The following is a 19650-nucleotide window of genomic DNA, read 5'->3' as shown; positions in this document are numbered from 1 at the left end:
AGTCGCTTATACGTCAGTAATGGCAAACATAAGCGACTCTGCTGTTTTATAGGAGTATCTATATGATTTTAATAGTAATTATATACTCATTCGGCTGCCTGGGGTTCTTTTAGTTCAGTCAATTGGTTTCTGGTGCTTATTTCGGCAATCCGGTCTTTTCTTACAAAAACCCTTTGCTGGCCAATCTCTGTCAGAAAACTGTATTTTTCGTCAATCAGTTGTTTAAGCTCCGGTACGGTTTCGTAACCACAAGCTTTGCGTACAATAAACGACCCCTCATTTACATGAGTATCAATAAACACAGGGGCAGGATTGGTTCTGAGTTCTTCTACATAGGCCTGTTTAAAAAGTCTTTGCAGCGAATCGTTATACATGCCCCAATACGTATGGCTCCATCGGCTACCCTGTTTGAGTTTGGTTTCTAAATAGTACTTACCCGATTCGCCCCATATTACGAGGGGTTCGTGCGGTAAAGTATATTTCAATACCTCTTTACTTACAGGCGAAAGTGCCATTGGTCTGGCCGCCTGCGGAGCAGTTACGTACATGTTTTTTGCCTGAATATTCAAAGTAAACCCTAAAACAACTACCAGTATGACCCCTGTTGTGATGCCTTTCAGATAAATATTGCTGAAACCCGAAAACTCGTTAAGAAAATACCCAAGCAGAAACGCAGTCGGGAAAACTAAGAACAACAGGTAATGATGAAACATGAAACCGGGTTTGAATACAGCAAAAATACTACTGCCAATAAAGGCCATCATAAACAGACTGATAGCAGTAGGCCTAAACTGCTTTTGGTAAAAAAACTGATAGGCTATCAATAAAACCCCTAATATCAGCATGATTTTAGTGAAAACATTGATAGGGTCGCCAAGAGAATGCACAAGACCACCAAGCACAGATACCCGGCTGCCATAGCTAAGATTATGCTGTATATAATAGACCCAGATTTCTTCGGCAAAACCAAAAACCATACCAGCCGAAAACAACAGAAACGGTACAAAAAGCCCGCCTAAAGTAAGCACAGCTAAATAAGGTGCCGATTGTTTTTGCTTTTTCCGGTAAATGAGCCAATAGGTAACCAATACAATAAAAAAGGCAATAGGGGCAGCCTGTAACTTGGCAAACGGCACCATACCGGCCACAAAACCAAGCCAGAAAAGAGGCATTTTTTTTGGTTCATCGCTTTTGGCCGATAAAGCAAACAGGTAACTCATAACGCTAATCAGGAAAAGCGGTAGATGCTCGCTGCTATAATGCACAAAATCGGGGTGCTGGTTTGTACTGAGCCAGGCTACCACACAAAAAATACAAATAGCAGCGATAGCCGTAGAAAAGAGCTTACGGAGCGTAAAAAAATTCAGTACCATATTACTTATCATCAGTCCAAGCCCTACAATGCGTGCAGAAACATAATCGTAAGGTTGTCTGAAAATCTCACAAAAGGCAGTAAGGGCATAGAAACTAAACGGGCCGCTGGTACACCCATCAACCGACTCCCAATACACAGGATTTTCGGCAAGGGTCATAGCTCCTACTATAAAAACACTTTCGTCCGGATTCAACGCCACATTATAAACCACTACAGGCAGGCGGAAAGCAACGAAAGTAATAGCGAACAGGGTAAGAAGCAGGGAGTTAAAAAACCTTAGTTTCAAGGCTGAATCTTTTATCAACGGATAAAAGCTTAACAGAGCAGACGCAACAAGTAATAAATTACAAATCGCCAGATATAATCTGGGTTCAGAGTCAAAGTTTATCATATGCAGTTGCTGTAAGAATGTGAAAAGGGATTCCTAATATACATAAAAACTCTTTGCCATAAAATAAGTTTTTATGATTTAATAAAATTTTTTTTATTAAAAAGCGTTTTAAGGGTCTTTGCATCTATCCGTTGTCTCGCAAAGGCATTTTGAAGCAGATAAAATTGATTGCGAAAGGAACAGGAGGAAGGAATAGAGAAACACAATTGGCCTGCTATGCGCTGCTGTCAAGCAAAAAAAAACACCCGATTGCTCAGGTGCTTTGGCAGATATTTTTCAGAAAACAGTCTTAGCTGATTTTCAGTTTTTGTCCGGCTTTTACGCTGTTTGAACGCAAACCATTCATTTTCTTGATTTTTTCGATAGAAATACCACCGTACCGTTGAGAAATTTTCCAGAGCGTATCACCTCTTTGTACTACATGATACTTAGGTTTGGTTCTTTCTATTTCTTTCTTCGATTTTCTTTCCGTTTTTATGGTACGCTCTACTTCGGCCACCTCTTCATTATCATCGTCAAGAATTACCAGTTTCTGGCCTTTCATGATTTTTGATGATTTCAGTTTGTTCCATACCTTAATGTCATACACATCTACATCAAAGCGGTCAGCAATTTTGTTCAGTACATCGCCTCTTTTAACTACATACACTCTTTTCTTTACTTTGTGTATTTTTTTTACATCATCGTCAATTTTTACAGGTTTTACATGGGCTTCCTGTTCCTCTTCACCACCATCATCTTCTCTCGCAGAGCCATATTTATTATTGCCCCCAATGATAATTACGCCGTCTTCTGTCTGCGGATTATTATTGGCCAGCATGGTAGAACCGTGGTCTTTCGATGCCGAATCGAGAATCATCTGTCGGTTGGCTTCAAAATAAGCAAGGCTTTCGGCAGGAATCCGTAATTCCAGCCCTCTGTTCCAGGCAGGTACATACCCTTTCAGTAAATGAGGGTTAAACAATTGAATATCATCCATACTGATACCGCTGGCACTACAAAAAGCCTCTACATCAACATATCCGTCAATAGTTACTGTCTGAAAATCTCTTGGACCCATTTTCAACGAATCTTCGGCTGTAATACCATATTCACCGGCATGTTGCATCATATACATAATAGCTGTGAACTGCGGTACATAAGTACGGGTATCTTTATGAAGATAAGGGTGAAGCTGCCAGTAGTTAGTAATGTTTCCGGCACGGCGAATAGCTCTTCTTAAATTGCCTGGTCCTGTGTTGTACGAAGCAAGCACCAGTTCCCAGTCGCCAAATATCCGGTAGAGTTGTCTGAAATAGCGACAGGCAGCATCTGTTGCTTTTTCAATATCCATTCTTTCATCTACATATTCGTCAATTCTTAATCCGTGTTCACGTCCGGTTGGTTTCATAAACTGCCACAACCCAACGGCTTTGGCTCTTGAAATAGCTTTCGGATTAAGACCCGACTCAATAAGCGCTAAATACTTCAGCTCGTCGGGCATTTCGTACTTGGCAAGGTATTTCTCAAAAATCGGGAAATAAAAGTCTTTCCGTTCAAGCATACGCTTGGTAAAGCTCGGCTTTTTATAGATAAAATAATCTACAAAACTGTGAACGGCGGCGTTGTATTCCAGCGGAATAGTCTTTTGCATTTTCTGGAAACCTTCACGTACAGTTCTCACGTCGGCAGACGGAATGAAGGCTTCAACAGCAGGAAGTTGTTCAGCGAGGGTGTCTTCTGAAGAAACTGTGATAGCTTCTTGAGGGATTACAGACTGGGCTTGCGACACAAAGCCGGCACAGCCAATAAAGCTCGTTAAAACGAGGAACTTCTTGATTAATGTCATAATTTCAATCTCTTATGCTAAGGAGACTTAGCTTGTGTTATGGATATAGGAAAAGCAAACTTTTTCAAAACTAATCCATAACGGCTTGTTTGTCAAGTAATTGTACGTTTTTTTTTGATACTTTCAATTTATTCTGAAAAAATAATAAACCGAAACGGTCAATTATTACTGCAAAAATCTGGCAAACGCGAGCATTTCGCTTTCCTCAAAATTTCTGCCAAGCACCTGTATTCCAATGGGTAAACCCTCAGCATTATGGCCGTTTGGTATCGAAATACACGGATTTCCAATCACATTTGCCTGCACTGTAAAAATATCAGCCAAGAACATCTGCAACTGATCCTCCGATTTTTCACCAATTTTAAATGGCGGTGTAGGAGTAGTAGGCGAAATCAAAAAATCGTATGACGATAAGATTTTTTCTGTTGATTCTTTTATTAAACGACGAACCCGCTGTGCTTTGGTATAATAGGCATCATAATAATCTGCACTAAGTACAAAAGTGCCTAAAATAATGCGTCTGCGCACCTCTGCACCGAATCCTTCTGCACGGGTTTTTTTATAAAGGCTTTCCAGGTTCTTGATTTTATCGGCTCCGGCCCGATAACCGTATTTCACGCCATCGAAACGGGATAAATTAGAACTGGCTTCAGCGGTGGTAAGTATATAATACGTAGGAAGTAGATATTTCAGCAATGGGTAATCAACAGCGTCTACTGTGTGCCCCTGGTCTTTTAACCAATTTATTTTCTCAAAAGTTCGTTGCTTCACCTCTTCGTCAAGTCCTTCACTTTCAAGAGCTTCACGCATATAAGCAATGCGGTATTGTTTTTTTGGGGTCATCAACTGAGAATATGGCGGTACTTCCCTGGTCGAAACGGTAGTATCATATTCGTCTGCCCCGGCTATAATTTCGAGTAAAAGGGCGGCATCATCAATGCTTCTCGTAATAGGTCCCACACAGTCGAAAGAAGAAGCGTAGGCTATCAGCCCCCATCTTGATACCCGTGAATACGTAGGTTTTACCCCGATTACACCACAGAAAGCCGCAGGCTGACGTACCGAACCACCCGTATCAGAACCTAATGATGCCAGACACATATCGGCTTGTACTGCTACTGCCGATGCCCCCGATGAGCCACCCGGTACACGAGAGGTATCGGCAAAGTTACGCACCACACCAAAGGCCGAGTTTTCGTTCGATGAACCCATCGCAAATTCATCACAGTTTTGTCGGCCTATAATAATTACATCTTCGTCAATCACCCGTTGCACGGCTGTTGCCGTAAACTGCGACTCAAAAGTGTCAAGTATTTTGCTCGCTGCCTGTAGCCCGTGGTTTTCGTATGCCAGCACATCTTTCACCCCTATTACCATTCCGGCCAGGCGTCCGGCTGTTTTGTTTTTTATTTTATTGTCAACCTCCTCTGCACGTTTCAAAGCCTCGTCGGCATATACTTCTAAAAAAACATTCAGATTTGTATTTTCTTCAATCCTTTGCAGATAATATTTTACCAGTTCCAAACAAGAAGTCTCTTGTTTGCTAATCGCCTCCTGAATTTCGCTTAATGAATTGTATTTCGCCATTTTGTAGGGTTTTTGCGCTTTTTCTTAAAGAAACCTGCTTTATCTGCTGTAAAATCAGCCCTGAAACTGCCTGTTTAATGTATAAACGGTTGAGCCTGAAAACTGTTTGAAACTGCAATTTCTTAAAAAACTTTTAAAAATTAAAGAAGAAATGGAGAAAGCAGTATGAAAAAAGAAGCAAAGGTAAACCAAATGTAGTGCGAACATCTTGTTCGTGGCAGGTACTCAATAACCAAGAAATATACTTCGAGTATTAGTATATGGCCATCAATTACTACCTGTTATTATAAGGAAACTTTAGTAAACATATTAGGTGTTATGTAATAAATATAAGCTAACTTGCCAGTACAAAAAGGCAACTGTCTTAAGGGATTGAATTAGTAAAAATACATACGTAGTTAATACTGCATTACAACAAAAAATATGAAAGTAGAATTAGTAAGAGTAGACGATGCTTTTCATTTTGAAGCTAAAGGAGTTTCAGGCGTAGGCGTACATATAGATGCGAACGTTGATATTGGCGGAAACAACCTTGGTGCAAGACCAATGGAGTTACTATTGATGGGTTTAGGCGGTTGCACAGCCATAGATGTAATACTGGTATTGAAGAAACAACGTCAGGTAGTTGAAGATTTAAGAATCTCGGTAGAAGGCGAACGTGTACAGGTAGAAGGTACAGAAATGAAACCTTTCAGAAAAATCAATGTACATTTTGCTTTCAAAGGCACCATTGACCCCGAAAAAATTGAAAGAGCCATTAAGCTCTCGATGGAAAAATACTGCTCTGCCACAGCCCAGCTATCACCATCAGCCGAAATCACCCACTCATATTCATTGAACCAGTAAGGTGTATCACGACTTTTTAAGGCGTCCGTTTATTAATTATCGGAAAAGTAAAGAGGATAAAGGTTAACATATAGGAGAGTATAGGCCAATTGTAATTTTACACGACAAATTACAATTGGCATAGTGTTTGTAACTACAAGAATATACGTGTTTTTCAACTATAAACGTGATTATTCCTATGAAAACCTCATTGTATCGTCGTGTCCTTAGTATTACGCTATTAAGTGTTTTTGCCGGAGTTTCTGCTTACGCCCTCGATTGGACAAAACCTAAAAAGAAGAAAGAAAAACAAGAAGCCAAGTGTTGCAACAAGGCTATGGAAAAAGAATGTGCCAAAGAAATGAAGCAGGCGGCTAAAAACAAAGCCGCATGCGAAAAAAAGACCACTGAATAATTGTGAACCTATATTACCTTAAAATATTATTTTTCTGTTTTTGATTATTAAGAAATGGTCCCCGAAGCGTTCGAGGACTTTTTTTTGCCTGACAATTCAACAATTCCTTTCTACGTCCAAAACGAGACAAGGATTAGGCATCCCCGCATTGCCATTGTCTCCACCATATCAATCCTAAATTATTCAAAATAACCAGACAAACTGAATAGAAACTATTAACCACGGGGTTACACTAAGTAAAATTCACAGAGTTACACAGAGATTTTATATTTGCCTTTACCTATCTGGTTCTAAAATGAGTTTACAGAGTAATAAATTGTTGATTCTAAGATAGATTTATACTTTGTGTAACTCCGTGAATTTTACTCTGTGACCTCCGTGGTTTTAAGTTTTAGTAGCAAATAATATAGTAGAGACAACGGCAATGCGGGGATGCCTAATCCTTGTCTCGGTTTGGACGTAGGAAGGATTTATTCATATCTTTATAACAAACTATTTAAAACACAACAATGGCTTATAATGAAAGCGTATTGCAACGCATCAGAGAAATTCTGATAAGTAAACAATTGGATTTCTCTGAAAAGAATATGTTCGGTGGGGTTTGTATTTTGATAGACGACAAAATGCTCTGCGCCACACATACAGACAAAAAAACAGGGGAAGACGTATTACTCTGCCGACTGAGCGAGCAAGACTATGAAGCTGCACTGGAAAATGTCAATTGTATACCAATGGATTTTACAGGCAAATCTATGAAAGGCTACGTTTATGTAAACGAAAACGGATTCAAATCCCAAAAGAACCTGGAGTATTGGTTACAACTTTGTCTGAACTTTAACCCTTTAGCTAAAAAATCGAAAAAATAATGGATATACCTTTGATTGATGAGGATTTTCTGCTTGAAAGATTTGAAGGTAAAGGCGGTTGGACGTTCGCACAAATTCCACAAATCCCCCGGAACAGTAGTTTGCCTTTTGGTTGGGTAAGGGTCAGAGGCACTATTGACGGCTTTGAAATTAAAGGCTATAACCTGATGCCCATGAGCAATGGGAAACTGTTTCTGGCGGTTAGGCTTGAAATCAGAAAAAAAATAAAAAAAGAGGCAGGCGATAAAGTAAGAATCATTCTCTATGCCGATGGCTTACCCGTTGAAATTCCTGATGAATTAAAAGAATGTCTGCAAAATGAATCAGGACTATATGAAAAATTTCTGACTTACTCGGAAGGAGAAAAAAAAGGCTTCATCAACTGGATTTACTCAGCCAAAACCGACGAAACCAAAGCCGAACGCATTGTAAAAACAATGGAAAAAATAGAAAAAGGCCAGAAGTTCTATATGTAGTAAGAACCATTTGAAGTCATTATGCAGATATGTAAGTTACAGATATAATAACAACTAAAATTGTATCCTTAACTGGCCGTCCGCAAAACATCATTCCCTGTTTGAGGCGGAAGGCAATTCTACAATTAAAAATCTTGAAAGAGTATAATTAAAAAGAAAAGAATTATCAGATTTTTAATTGTACGAGTTTAAATGATGCCTCTTTTGCGGACGGCCAGTCTTGTTTACTTTTTTTCAGGTAAAAAAAGTAAAAGCCTTCCAAATTAGAAAATATAATTGAAATATGCTTTAGAGAATAACCTTTCGACTTTTCAATTGCTTTTATGTACTACCTCTCTTAAATTATCATATTCACCCGCGCGGCTTCCGCATTCACTAATTCACCATTCACTAATTCACCATTCACTAATTCACCATTCACTAATTCACCATTCACTAATTCACCATTCACAATTAATTCCCTATATTTACCCACATCAAAAACACAACAAACATTATGGAGAACACAAAACTGAAAGCCTTTCTGCCACTTTTTTATATAGTCTGGTCTGACGACCTGCTGACCCAGAAAGAGCTGAGTACGCTAAAACAATTTATTGACGACCAGACCTGGCTCAGCCAGCAGGAACAGAAGCAACTGATGGCAAAGGTTGATATTGCTACTCCACCCTCAAGACAGCAGATAGCTGAATGGAAAACTGAAATAGAAGCAGGCTTGCAGGCATTGCCCGAGGCCAAAGATATATTCGATATTTCGGTCTGGTTAGCTGAAAACGACAAAACCATCATTGACCTTGAATCGGTTTTTACCAATCTTGAACTCAATCTGGGCATTGCAGGCGAAGAAGCCATCAGTCAGTTCAAAACCTTTGAGAATACCTTTACCTCGGTTCATCATACTGCAAGCAGTTTCGATACCCAAAAACTGACACAAGTGCTTGATGGCGAGTATGCCGATATTATTAAAAGAGTAAAAGACGTTATCAGTCGACCTGAATTTGCCTACGAAACATCAACCGATATTCATGTCTATCGTGAGAAAGTATTGCAATGGTGTCAGATTTTAGCTGATGAAAACTTAGGCAATATGGCGTATCCGAAAAAGTATGGTGGTGGAGAAAACATTGCCGATTACTTTGCCATTATGGAAACCCTGAGCTACCACGACCTGAGTCTGGTTATTAAATTTGGTGTACAGTTTGGCCTGTGGGGAATGAGTGTGATGTTTCTGGGTACAGAGAAACATTATAAAAAATACCTGAAAGCTATTGGTAGTTTAGAAATACCCGGTTGCTTTGCCATGACCGAAACCAATCATGGGTCTAATGTAAAAGGCATTGAAACTACGGCTACCTACAACCACGAGAATCAAACCTTTACTATTCATACGCCACACCCGAAAGCACAGAAAGAATACATAGGCAATGCAGCCGCACACGGGCGCATGGCAACAGTTTTTGCCAAATTAATGATAGATGGCAAAGACTATGGCGTAAATGCCTTTGTGGTGCCCCTGCGTGATAAAAAAGGAAAAACCCTGAAAGGTATTACCATCGGAGACTGCGGCCACAAAATGGGGCTGAACGGGGTGGACAATGGTACGATTGTTTTTGACAATGTGGTGATTCCGAAAGAAGATATGCTTGACAGATTTGCCTCAGTAAATGAGGCAGGCGAATTTGAAAGTCCGATACCGAGCGATAACCGACGCTTTTTTACGATGTTAGGTACACTGGTAGGAGGGAGAATCGGGATTCCACGCTCGGCACTTTCAGCCGCTAAATCAGGGCTGACCATTGCTATCAGGTATGGCGACCAACGCCGACAGTTTGGCCCTGAGGGTGGTTCGGAAGTACCTATTTTAAACTACCGGATGCACCAGCGACGCTTGATACCACTATTAGCCAAGACCTATGCCATGCACTTTGGTTTGCAATACCTCACCAATCGGTTTCTGCAACGTACCGAAGCTGAAATGCAGGAAATTGAGGCCATAGCAGCCGGAATGAAATCTTATGTAACCTGGAGTGCAAGAGATATTTTACAGGAATGTCGGGAGGCCTGTGGCGGTAAAGGCTATTTATCTGAAAACCGGATTGATGCCCTGAAAAACGATACAGAAATCTATACCACTTTTGAAGGCGATAATACAGTGCTGATGCAACTGGTAGCCAAAAGTCGCCTGGCCGAGTTCAGAAAGTCTTTTGAGAATATGGATAAAATGGGTATGCTGAATTATGTGTATGAACAGACCAAGACCGTAATTATGCAGAAAAACCCGATGGCTACCCGCAAAACCGACGAGGCTCATTTGTTAGATGATACGTTTCACAGAAACGCCTTTGAATACCGTGAAAAGGTAATTTTAGCCTCGGCTGCCAAACGTCTGAGAAAACTAATTGATGGTGGGCTTGATTCTTACGATGCCTTTAACGTGGCACAACATCAGATGATTGATGTTGCGCAAGCCTATCTCGACCGTCTGATGCTTGAACAGTTTCAGGCAACTGTAACGCAAACGGAAGATGAAGGCACAAAAAACATTCTCACCAAACTGAAACAATTATTTGCCTTATCGCAGATTGAAAAAAATAAAGGCTGGTTTCTGGAAGAAGGCTATATGGAAGCACCCAAAACTAAAGCCATCAGAAAATTAGTGAACCAGCTATGTTGGGAAATCAGAACCGATGCCGTACCATTAGTACAATCATTCGACATCCCCGACTCATGCCTGTCTGCACCTATTGCGTTTTTATAGGGTGTTTTGAGAGCATAGTAGGTAGGGAAAATGAAAGATTTTAACATTCAAAGGTGGAGACAAGGCAATGCCATTGTCTCTACTAAATCTTATCCATTGCGAATGGGCATAGTACAAAAATAACAACTAAAAATGGTAACCTTTTAACATCATTTCCTGTTTGAGTACGATTAAAAATCAAGAAAAATAATTAAAATTTGGGACATGAATTGTCAGATTTTTAATTGTACGAGTTAAATGATGCCTGCTTTTTTGTTTACTTTTTTTCAGGTAAAAAAAGTAAAAGCCTTCCAATAAAGAAAGATTTAATAAAGATGCTCATTTGAAGAATAGTATCTAATTATGTAATTTCACTACCTTTGCAAAACAAATATCTCAGGCAAACCTCCCATGAAACAATACCAGGACTTATTACGTCATATCCTCGAAAACGGAACACAGAAAACAGACCGCACAGGCACAGGCACTATCAGCGTTTTTGGCTATCAGATGCGGTTCAATCTGCAAGAGGGTTTTCCACTCGTTACCACCAAAAAAGTACATACCAAATCTATCATTCATGAGTTGCTGTGGTTTATTAAAGGCGAAACCAATACAGCCTATCTGAAAGAGAACAATGTATCTATCTGGGACGAATGGGCAGATGCTGACGGGAATCTTGGGCCGGTATATGGCAAACAATGGCGCAGTTGGGCAACAACCGACGGCAGCACCATCGACCAGTTGAAAGAAGTACTGAAACAACTGAAAAACTCTCCCGACTCTCGTCGTATCATTGTTTCTGCCTGGAATGTGGGCGAACTTTCTCAAATGGCATTGATGCCCTGTCATGCGCTTTTTCAGTTTTATGTAGCAGATAACAAACTGTCGTGCCAGCTATACCAACGCAGTGCCGATGTATTTTTAGGCGTACCTTTCAATATTGCCTCTTATGCCTTACTGACCATGATGATAGCACAGGAATGTGGCTTAGAACCATACGAATTTATCTGGACAGGCGGCGATACCCATATTTACTCAAATCATCTGGAGCAGGTAGAGTTACAACTCTCAAGAGAACCACGTAAACTACCTAAAATGTGGATAAATCCAGCCGTAAAGAGCATCTTCGATTTTAAATACGAAGATTTCAAATTAGAAGAATACGACCCATACCCGGCTATCAAAGCCCCGGTGGCGGTGTAGGATATTTCGTCTTAGACTCCTCCCAATAAATGCAACCTTAATATTGGTGAATGGGTTATCGTCCCCCTCCACATTGTTGGGGAGGGGTTAGGGGTGGGGTTAATCACTTCAACACAATCTCCAGCGTTTTATCCGCTTTCAGCCAGAATAAACTTTCATTAAAATCAGGTGGTCCCATGATGGCCTTTACATTGTTCGACATACCCCAGTCCTCTTTCGGAATCCCGAACATACCTGTATCTAACTTCTTGTTATCATTTTCATCATGAAAAACCCTGACCGAATATTGCCCTGCTGAAAGGTCTTTAATTTCTACAGACACCTGTTTATTAACAATCGGTTGCATTAGGCGTTTGAGTGATTTTTTGCGGGCATCAAGCACCTCAAGCATTAAGGTGCCCTTATTATTTTCAAATCCTTTGATGTTTACTTTCAACACCGGATTCTGTGCCAGAACTGTGGCAGAAATTAGCATAAAAAACAGTATTTTTTTCATCTTTTATTAGTTACTTTGAGTTTCAGTTTTAAGAACATCCAATGAGAGATGTTCAATAGGTGCATACAATTTAATAAAAAAACACACATGGTTACTAATTCCTATATTGTAGAAACACTCGAAATTACTGCAAAGTTAATGGAACTGCACGATGCAGACGAATTCAGAATAAGAGCCTACACCAATGCCGTTTTTTATATCGACAAATATACGGGAGATTTGGCTACCCTTGATTTCGGACAATTAACGCAGATTCAGGGAGTAGGCAAAATGATGGCAGGCAAAATTCTGGAAATCGTGAGCTCTGGCACACTGAAGGAACTACAGGAATTACTCGCCAATACGCCCGAGGGTGTCATTGATATGTTTAAAATCAAGGGAATTGGGGTAAAAAAGATAAAAGTGCTTTGGAAAGAAGTAGGTATAGATAACATTAACGACTTACAAATTGCCTGTGAAAACGGCAGCCTTGCTAATACCAAAGGGTTTGGAGGCAAAACACAGGAGTCCATTCTGCAATCTATTGCTTTTCTGAATAGTCAGACAGGCAAGTTGCGCATGGATAAAGCCCAGGCATTGGCAGAAGTGATACAGGAAGACCTGAAAAAATACTTTGCCAGAGTAGAAATATCAGGCGAAGTGAGAAGAAAAAATGAAATTGTAGAATCACTATTGTTTTTAGTGAGTAATGCGGATACGCATGCCGGAGGTTTCTTTGGCGGTCTACCCGAAAGTTTTGTAGAAGACCCCAAAGCCTCTTCTCCATTTACGTGGCGAGGGCGATACCTCGACAACAAAATTGGTCTGGAAATCAAATGGGTGGCTACCTATCAGTTTTTGCATAAACAATTCATTTATTCAGCCGATGCCAACCACCTGAAACGCAAAAATGAAAAAGGACAAACCTTGCTGAAAGTAAGCAAAACCGATGGACTTGCCAGCGAAGAAGAAGTGTATGAAAAATATGGGATTCCTTATATTATTCCCGAAATGCGTGAAGGTGATTTTGCATTTGACTGGATTCAGACACGCAAAAATGAGGATTTGGTGAGTTGGGAGAGCCTGAAAGGAATCATGCACAACCACTCTACTTATTCAGACGGACGCCATTCGCTGGAACAGATGGCAACCTATTGTCAGGAATTAGGTTTTGAGTATTTAGGCATTGCCGATCACTCGCAATCGGCGCAATATGCTTCGGGACTTTTAATTACCAAAGTACAGCAACAACACGCCGAAATAGAACAACTCAACAAAAAACTGAATGCTTCGGGTGGCAAACCATTCAAAATTTTAAAAGGCATAGAATCTGATATTTTAGGCGATGGCTCATTAGATTATCCTGATGAAGTGCTGGCCAGTTTCGATTACATCGTGGCATCGATTCACTCAAACCTGAATATGACCGAGCCCCGTGCCAATGAGCGACTCGTCAGAGCCATCGAAAACCCTTATACAACCATATTAGGACACCCTACCGGACGCCTGCTTTTATCCAGACAGGGGTATCCTATCGATTATAAACTCATCATTGATGCCTGTGCAGCAAATGGGGTAATTATAGAAATCAACGCCAGCCCTTACCGCCTGGATTTAGATTGGCGATGGATTCAGTACGCCTTAGAAAAAGGCGTGATGCTCAGCATCAACCCCGATGCCCACGAAATGGAGGGCTACCACGATATGCACTATGGTGTAGCCGTAGCCCGCAAAGGCGGTCTTACCACAGATATGACATTCAACGCTTTAAGCCTTGCGGATATGGAAGCGTATCTGGCAAAGAGGAAGGGGAGGTAAGGAATTGTTTTTTCAATGCTGGAAATAGGCGTTCTTTATAAAAATGCAGTACCAGGTAGAGACGTATTGCTATACGTCTCCAAAGGACTATCCTATTATGGAAACGTATTTGAGGAGGTAATTTTGAAAGGATAGATAATTATTTTTAGCATATAGGCCAATGGAGCGGACGTCGCACGGACGTATTGCAATACGTCTCTACCTAATTTGGAAAAATAATTTTTAAACGGATGTATACCTACCAACCTCACACCTTTGGCAATAACAAACCCATGCAAATCCAACAAATCCTCACACAAATTCATCCACTCCCTGAAGCCTCACAAGCGCAACTGATAGCCTGTATCTCTGAGGTACATTTCCCTAAGAAACATTTGTTATTAAAAGCCGATACCATCGAACGAAAAATCTATTTCATCAAAAAAGGGATTGTCAGGGCCTATGCGTACCAGAACGACAATGAAATTACCTTCTGGTTTGGCAAAGAAGGGGAAACCATTATTTCGATGAAAAGCTATGTAATGAACCAACCCGGCTATGAAAACATTGAGCTATTAGAAGCCTGTGAACTCTATGAACTGCAAACAGACAAACTGCAAGCACTCTTCCATAAGGACATAAACATAGCCAACTGGGGTAGAAAATTTGCCGAACAGGAATTAATAAAAACCGAAGAACGACTGATTGCCCGACAATTCAGCACGGCAGCAGAACGCTATGCGGCGTTACTAAAAAATTACCCTGACTTACTGCAAAGAGTACCATTGGGTTATATAGCCTCGTATCTGGGTATCACACAGGTAAGTTTAAGCCGCATCAGAGCAGAAATAAAATAATGCACTTTCATAAACAGCCATTGCTTTTTAACATTTGTTAAAGGAATCTCTCTCCAATAGCCGGACTTTTGTAGCCTATTTTAAGTACAATAAATTACAAAAGGACATGAATTGGATAGTTTTAATTGCAGCAGGATTATTTGAGGTAGCTTTTGCGGCCTGTTTAGGCAAAGCCAGAACAAGTACAGGTAATGAAGCCTATGGGTGGTATGCAGGTTTTGTGGTAGCTTTAATAAGCAGTATGTTATTGTTGATGAAAGCCTTACAAAACCTACCCATTGGCACAGCCTACACCGTCTGGACGGGGATAGGAGCTATCGGAACGGTATTAATCGGTATCTTTGTATTCAAAGAACCCACTAATTTCTGGAGAATTTTCTTTTTATTGACTTTGGTGGGGTCGGTTATAGGTTTGAAAGTGATTTCGCATTAATAAAAATAAACTCAATCATATTTGCCTTATATGAAATATAGAAAAATACTCATAATAGTAATTATATTAGTAGTTTGCATTTTTTTAGGGTTAAATGCACTTCTAAAAAGTCTTTCTGTTGAAAATGACGATGAGTTTAATTCTATTAGATGGAAAAATGACCTTGAGATAAGAAGTTTTATGTTAGCCAGTTTAGAAGATAACTATCTAAAAAAAGGATTATCAAAAAATGAGATTTTAACATTACTTGGTACACCCGACGGCCAATTTTCAGATGTAGAAAATGATACATTGAATAATGAATTAGGTTATAATTTAGGAATTGTTTACTTAGATCCCTGCGATTTTATTATTTCTTTTGACAAAAACCAGAAAGTAGTTTCTTGGGAAAAAAGCTGCAGATAATATGAATAAATGATTAAAACTTCATCCATAGATAAATAGCATTAGCAGTTTTATTATAAATGTGTATGATAATTCCCAAACTCGCACATACTCTGGACGCAATCTTAATATTTAATTCAAAAAGAAAGAAACTAATATGCAAAAAACCACCACTTTTCTCATGTTCGTAGGCGAGCAATTTGGTAAGGCCGAAGAAGCCATCAATTTTTATGTTTCATTATTCAAAGACTCAGGTATTCAAAACATTGAATATTTCAAAGCCGATGAGCCGGGAGGAAAAGAGGGAGCAGTTAAACTCGCTACCTTTACTCTGGCAGGACAAACCTATATGGCAATAGATAGCAACTTTGACCACAAATTTAATTTCACGCCTGCTATATCTATTTATGTCAACTGTGAATCAGAAGAAGAATTAGAGACGCTTTATAATAGTCTGTCAGAGGGTGGCAATTTGCTCATGCCATTGGGAGACTATGGATTCAGTAAAAAATTCGGTTGGGTATCAGATAAATATGGGCTGAACTGGCAGTTGAATTGGGCATAATTTGAATAATATCTTTTGAAAATGTGAGTAGTCCTGAATTTTATTTCAGGACTATTTTTATTTTTGGAATAGTAGAAAAATAGCTCATAAGTTGTTTGACAGATTTTACATAATTGCGTATATTGGTAAGTATAATAAAAGCTGTACTATGAAAGCCCTGCTAATCTTACTACTTACTTTTCTAACCTCAATAAGCTTTGCCAATGAGATAGACCAATTGCAGACTGCGGCAGATGTGAATCAGTTTCTTGGTGAAAAGGTACATAAAATTTATCAAAAATATCCGCTCATAGATATTACCGACACTACTCAAACCAGTTTCCCTCGATTTTTTAAGATTGATTTTGATAACAATGGTCTGACAGATTTATTCATTAATGGAAATTATCTGCTTCTGGTATTAGATAGAAGTAATAACAAATATGACATACATTATTTTAACAATGGGTTTAATCGGGTTTCGTTGCTTGGTGTCGATTTTATGAATCAATCTAAAAAGATAATAATCCATCAAAGCCGAATGTCTGTTACTAAACCTGATACTTTGATTTTCAGATTTGGCGGCTTCATTGAAGATAAACCACAGCAGTTGGTGAAAGATTTTAAGTTAGATACCTTACGATTAAGAACCTATGATTGTTATGGCGAATGCCCTGTTTTTCATATGACTATTCATAAAAACAGAACCGTCAGGTATAATGCCATTCTATTTAATAATCAGGAAGGAATGTTGTGGGGAGAAATCCCTGAAAAAGAATTCGAAGAATTAATAGATTTGCTGAAGTACCTGAATATACCGGAACTCAATGATAAATATGCAGTCAACTGGACAGACGACCAGCCAATTTATACCGACATCATCTATAATAACACAAAAAAATACATCTATGATTACGGAGGTATAGGCACATTTGGCTTAAGACTTTTATACAAAAAAATGTTTAACTGGCGGGATACTATTGATTGGAAAGAGTAAGATTGAACTAAATAAACTATGAACTGGAAAGCCTTTATATCAAACCTTGACTCCCTCAACTTACTAACTTCTTTTCAGTTCAATTCACCCGCAACAGATAACGAACTGAAAGAATTACAAGATAGCTTCAAACTCAATGAATTGCCTGAAGAATTAGTCGGACTATACAAGCAATCAAATGGAATTGAAGAATATCTGGATAATGTAAAAATCGGAGAACTTATTTGGCCGATAAATAGAGTTATTGAAACAAATAAGGAATTTCGAGATAGCCCACATTTTAAAGATTTGTATATGTCATTTGAGCAACTTCTTTTTGTGGCTGATGCTGGTAACGGAGATTTATTTGGTTTTATAACATTGAACGGGAATTTCGACCGCAACGATATTTTTGTCTGGAATCACGAAAATGATAGCCGTGAGTGGGTAGAACCAAGCCTTGAAAAATTTATAGAATGGTGGTTGAATGGGACTATTAAAATTTAGAAAGTAAAACCAGATTAAGCAAGCAATTATACATCTCAATATAAGAAGAATTACTTCATTCTCTCCTGAAAATTAACCATTTAGTAAATAATTGAAAAAAAAATAGTTGAATAGTAGCGAATTAGTAATTTTTGTAAAAACATATATATAATACGCTATTATTTATGAAAACAACTCTACTTATTTTTTGCTTAGTCATAGGTGTTTATCAGATGGCTCATGCCCAATCTGCTACTGTTCTTCCTACTTCAGGTGAGGTTTATAGCAACAATACAGGTAATAATGCTTCAGCTATAAAAGGTGTGATGACCAATAGTACAAGTAACACCTTTAATGCTGCTGTAAGAGGTGAGCATCTTGGCGCAGAGGGATACGGAATGGGGGTATATGGTTCTCATGGCGGATTAGGTTATGGCGTTTTTGGTATATCAGGCAATGGTATCGGCGTGTATGGCGAATCAAGCAATTCGAGCGGTTTAACAGGATATTCTAACGGGAGTTCAGGTATTGTAGGATTATCTAATAGTGGTTCTGCGGGTTTCCTGCACAGTATAGCCGCAGATAATGTTGCCCCTGTTTTAGAACTGAATCATTCGGGGATTGGTAGAGGTATCCTGATTCGTCTCAATAATGCTACTAATGCGGCAAATGGCTTATTCATCGACCATCTGGGTACAGGCACAGGGGCCCATATCCGAAAATTTGATACATCAGGTCTTGGGGCAGGATTGATTGCAGAAAAGCGTACGCCCTATACCGGAAATTATACTACCGACCCTCATGCCGAATTAGAGGTGAGACATGGCGACGGTGGCGTTGTGGGCATGTCTGGTTTAAGAATTGTCAACACAGGTCCAAACCTTAATAACTGGACATTATGGACAAGTAATACCAATGGTTCTTTACTTTTAATGGCCAACGGAATTATCAGAGGTTCATTCAATCCCTCAACAGGGGCGTACACGCCTGCTTCAGATATACGCCTGAAACATAATATCAAGAATTATAGCCCTACACTGACTAATCTGTTAAAAATTGGTATTAAATCTTATCAGGTACACCATTCAGCTAAAGCAGAGGTAGGTTTACTTGCGCAGGAAGTTTTACAGTATTTCCCCGAACTTATATATGATGGCGTAGATGAAAAAGGCGAGCAACGCTATTTCATGGATTATGCCCGTATAGGTGTACTGGCTGTTAAGGGGATTCAGGAGCAGCAAAGTATCATAGATAAGCAACAAAGCAAAATCCAGACGCTTGAAAAGGAAGTACAATTGCTGAGAAATGAAATGAATGAATTGAAGAAGATGCTGATGAAGGGAAAGTAAGTGGTTAGGTTGTGATAGGAATGGCTGATAGATAAGAAACGTTTGGCTAAATTTTAATTTAGTCAGTGTGTCTGCTGTTCTTAGAACAGCTTTTCTATTAAACCAATAGTTATTGAAGTCAACACCAAGTTAATTTATTAATGTTTAGTAAATGCCGTTCTAAGAACGGCTGACACACTGACTGAGGGAGTATTTTCTAAACTGTGTCATGTAGGAGTAATTAGAGCGAGTTATAAATTCTGGTTTTTTCAACCAGAGTTTATAACTCGAAATCTTCATCAGCGATTCTATCAGCGAAAATAATACTGATTTCTGATAAAATCTCTTTCCAGCTAAAAACCTTCTTATTCCAGAGTTTATCCATGTTCATAATGGATAGAAAAGCCAATTTTAGCAAAGCATTATCAGAGGTAAATGCACCCTTAGTCTTGGTCAGTTTACGAATCTGCCTATGATATGCCTCAATGGTATTGGTTGTATATACAATTTTTCTAATGGCTGGGGAATATTGAAAAAAGACAGATAACCTTTCCCAATTATTAATCCAGGGCTCAACCGCCTTAGGGTACAATTTACGCCATTTCTCTTCAAGAACAAGCAAGTTCTCTTCACCAATAATACTATTGGGAGCTTGATAGACTGA

The 19650-nt window shown here is 39.2% G+C and carries 19 protein-coding genes; 14 read left to right on the top strand and 5 right to left on the bottom strand.

Annotation, left to right across the window (positions count from 1 at the left end; translation table 11 throughout):
• Window positions 1-86: 86 nt before the first annotated feature.
• The 3 genes from EWM59_RS25740 to gatA all read right to left on the bottom strand — a co-directional run bounded on the left by EWM59_RS25740 (window position 87) and on the right by gatA (window position 5181).
• A complete protein-coding gene (locus EWM59_RS25740; protein ID WP_130024103.1) occupies window positions 87-1766 on the bottom strand; it encodes a glycosyltransferase family protein in 1680 nt (559 codons plus the stop codon).
• A gap of 289 nt (window positions 1767-2055) precedes the next feature.
• On the bottom strand, window positions 2056-3594 hold the full coding sequence (locus tag EWM59_RS25735) for a lytic transglycosylase domain-containing protein (RefSeq protein ID WP_130024102.1): 1539 nt from the start codon (window positions 3592-3594) through the stop codon (window positions 2056-2058).
• A 165-nt stretch (window positions 3595-3759) separates the two neighbouring features.
• The gene (gatA, locus tag EWM59_RS25730) at window positions 3760-5181 is read right to left on the bottom strand and encodes an Asp-tRNA(Asn)/Glu-tRNA(Gln) amidotransferase subunit GatA (protein ID WP_130024101.1); all 1422 of its coding nucleotides are present in this window, start codon (window positions 5179-5181) and stop codon (window positions 3760-3762) included.
• A gap of 423 nt (window positions 5182-5604) precedes the next feature.
• On the opposite strand from gatA, the gene EWM59_RS25725 reads away from it, so the two are divergent.
• From EWM59_RS25725 to EWM59_RS25700, 6 genes are all read left to right on the top strand, one after another.
• Complete coding sequence (locus tag EWM59_RS25725) at window positions 5605-6027, top strand: OsmC family protein (RefSeq protein ID WP_130024100.1); 423 nt, start codon at window positions 5605-5607, stop codon at window positions 6025-6027.
• 178 nt (window positions 6028-6205) lie between these two features.
• Window positions 6206-6421 carry a hypothetical protein gene (locus tag EWM59_RS25720; protein WP_130024099.1) on the top strand — a complete coding sequence of 72 codons (216 nt, stop codon included), beginning with the start codon at window positions 6206-6208 and terminating at the stop codon, window positions 6419-6421.
• A 509-nt stretch (window positions 6422-6930) separates the two neighbouring features.
• Window positions 6931-7287 carry a TfoX/Sxy family protein gene (locus EWM59_RS25715; RefSeq protein ID WP_130024098.1) on the top strand — a complete coding sequence of 119 codons (357 nt, stop codon included), beginning with the start codon at window positions 6931-6933 and terminating at the stop codon, window positions 7285-7287.
• Window positions 7287-7763, top strand: a complete 477-nt coding sequence (locus EWM59_RS25710) for a YdeI/OmpD-associated family protein (protein ID WP_130024097.1) — start codon at window positions 7287-7289, stop codon at window positions 7761-7763. Before EWM59_RS25715 ends, EWM59_RS25710 begins: the two co-directional genes overlap by 1 nt.
• A 496-nt stretch (window positions 7764-8259) precedes the next feature.
• Entirely contained in the window at window positions 8260-10521 is a 2262-nt protein-coding gene (locus EWM59_RS25705) for an acyl-CoA dehydrogenase family protein (RefSeq protein WP_130024096.1), read from the top strand.
• A 390-nt stretch (window positions 10522-10911) separates the two neighbouring features.
• Entirely contained in the window at window positions 10912-11706 is a 795-nt protein-coding gene (locus EWM59_RS25700; RefSeq protein WP_130024095.1) for a thymidylate synthase, read from the top strand.
• 103 nt (window positions 11707-11809) lie between these two features.
• Here EWM59_RS25700 and EWM59_RS25695 read toward each other — a convergent pair whose 3' ends face one another.
• Window positions 11810-12202 carry a DUF2141 domain-containing protein gene (locus EWM59_RS25695; RefSeq protein ID WP_130024094.1) on the bottom strand — a complete coding sequence of 131 codons (393 nt, stop codon included), beginning with the start codon at window positions 12200-12202 and terminating at the stop codon, window positions 11810-11812.
• A gap of 87 nt (window positions 12203-12289) precedes the next feature.
• Here EWM59_RS25695 and EWM59_RS25690 point away from each other — a divergent pair, with 87 nt between their 5' ends.
• From EWM59_RS25690 to EWM59_RS25655, 8 genes are all read left to right on the top strand, one after another.
• A complete protein-coding gene (locus EWM59_RS25690) occupies window positions 12290-13999 on the top strand; it encodes a DNA polymerase/3'-5' exonuclease PolX (RefSeq protein ID WP_130024093.1) in 1710 nt (569 codons plus the stop codon).
• Window positions 14000-14229: 230 nt separating this feature from the next.
• A complete protein-coding gene (locus EWM59_RS25685; protein WP_229239432.1) occupies window positions 14230-14835 on the top strand; it encodes a Crp/Fnr family transcriptional regulator in 606 nt (201 codons plus the stop codon).
• Window positions 14836-14941: 106 nt separating this feature from the next.
• Window positions 14942-15268 (top strand): DMT family transporter, encoded by a 327-nt coding sequence (locus EWM59_RS25680; protein WP_130024092.1) that lies wholly within the window; start codon window positions 14942-14944, stop codon window positions 15266-15268.
• Window positions 15269-15298: 30 nt separating this feature from the next.
• On the top strand, window positions 15299-15673 hold the full coding sequence (locus EWM59_RS25675) for a hypothetical protein (RefSeq protein WP_130024091.1): 375 nt from the start codon (window positions 15299-15301) through the stop codon (window positions 15671-15673).
• A gap of 136 nt (window positions 15674-15809) precedes the next feature.
• Window positions 15810-16217 (top strand): VOC family protein, encoded by a 408-nt coding sequence (locus EWM59_RS25670; RefSeq protein ID WP_130024090.1) that lies wholly within the window; start codon window positions 15810-15812, stop codon window positions 16215-16217.
• A 148-nt stretch (window positions 16218-16365) separates the two neighbouring features.
• Window positions 16366-17193, top strand: coding sequence for a DUF6438 domain-containing protein (locus EWM59_RS25665; protein WP_130024089.1), 828 nt, complete (start codon window positions 16366-16368; stop codon window positions 17191-17193).
• Between the two features lie 18 nt (window positions 17194-17211).
• Window positions 17212-17679, top strand: a complete 468-nt coding sequence (locus EWM59_RS25660) for an SMI1/KNR4 family protein (RefSeq protein ID WP_130024088.1) — start codon at window positions 17212-17214, stop codon at window positions 17677-17679.
• A gap of 164 nt (window positions 17680-17843) precedes the next feature.
• Window positions 17844-19007 carry a tail fiber domain-containing protein gene (locus tag EWM59_RS25655; protein WP_130024087.1) on the top strand — a complete coding sequence of 388 codons (1164 nt, stop codon included), beginning with the start codon at window positions 17844-17846 and terminating at the stop codon, window positions 19005-19007.
• A 259-nt stretch (window positions 19008-19266) separates the two neighbouring features.
• Here EWM59_RS25655 and EWM59_RS25650 read toward each other — a convergent pair.
• On the bottom strand, window positions 19267-19650 hold a 384-nt coding region (locus EWM59_RS25650; protein WP_130019702.1), incomplete at its 5' end, for a transposase.

It is taken from the genome of Emticicia agri, from assembly GCF_004168285.1.
Lineage (GTDB): Bacteria > Bacteroidota > Bacteroidia > Cytophagales > Spirosomataceae > Emticicia > Emticicia agri.
Note: the sequence above shows the minus strand (reverse complement) of the source record. Positions and strands in the feature narration are given on the sequence as shown.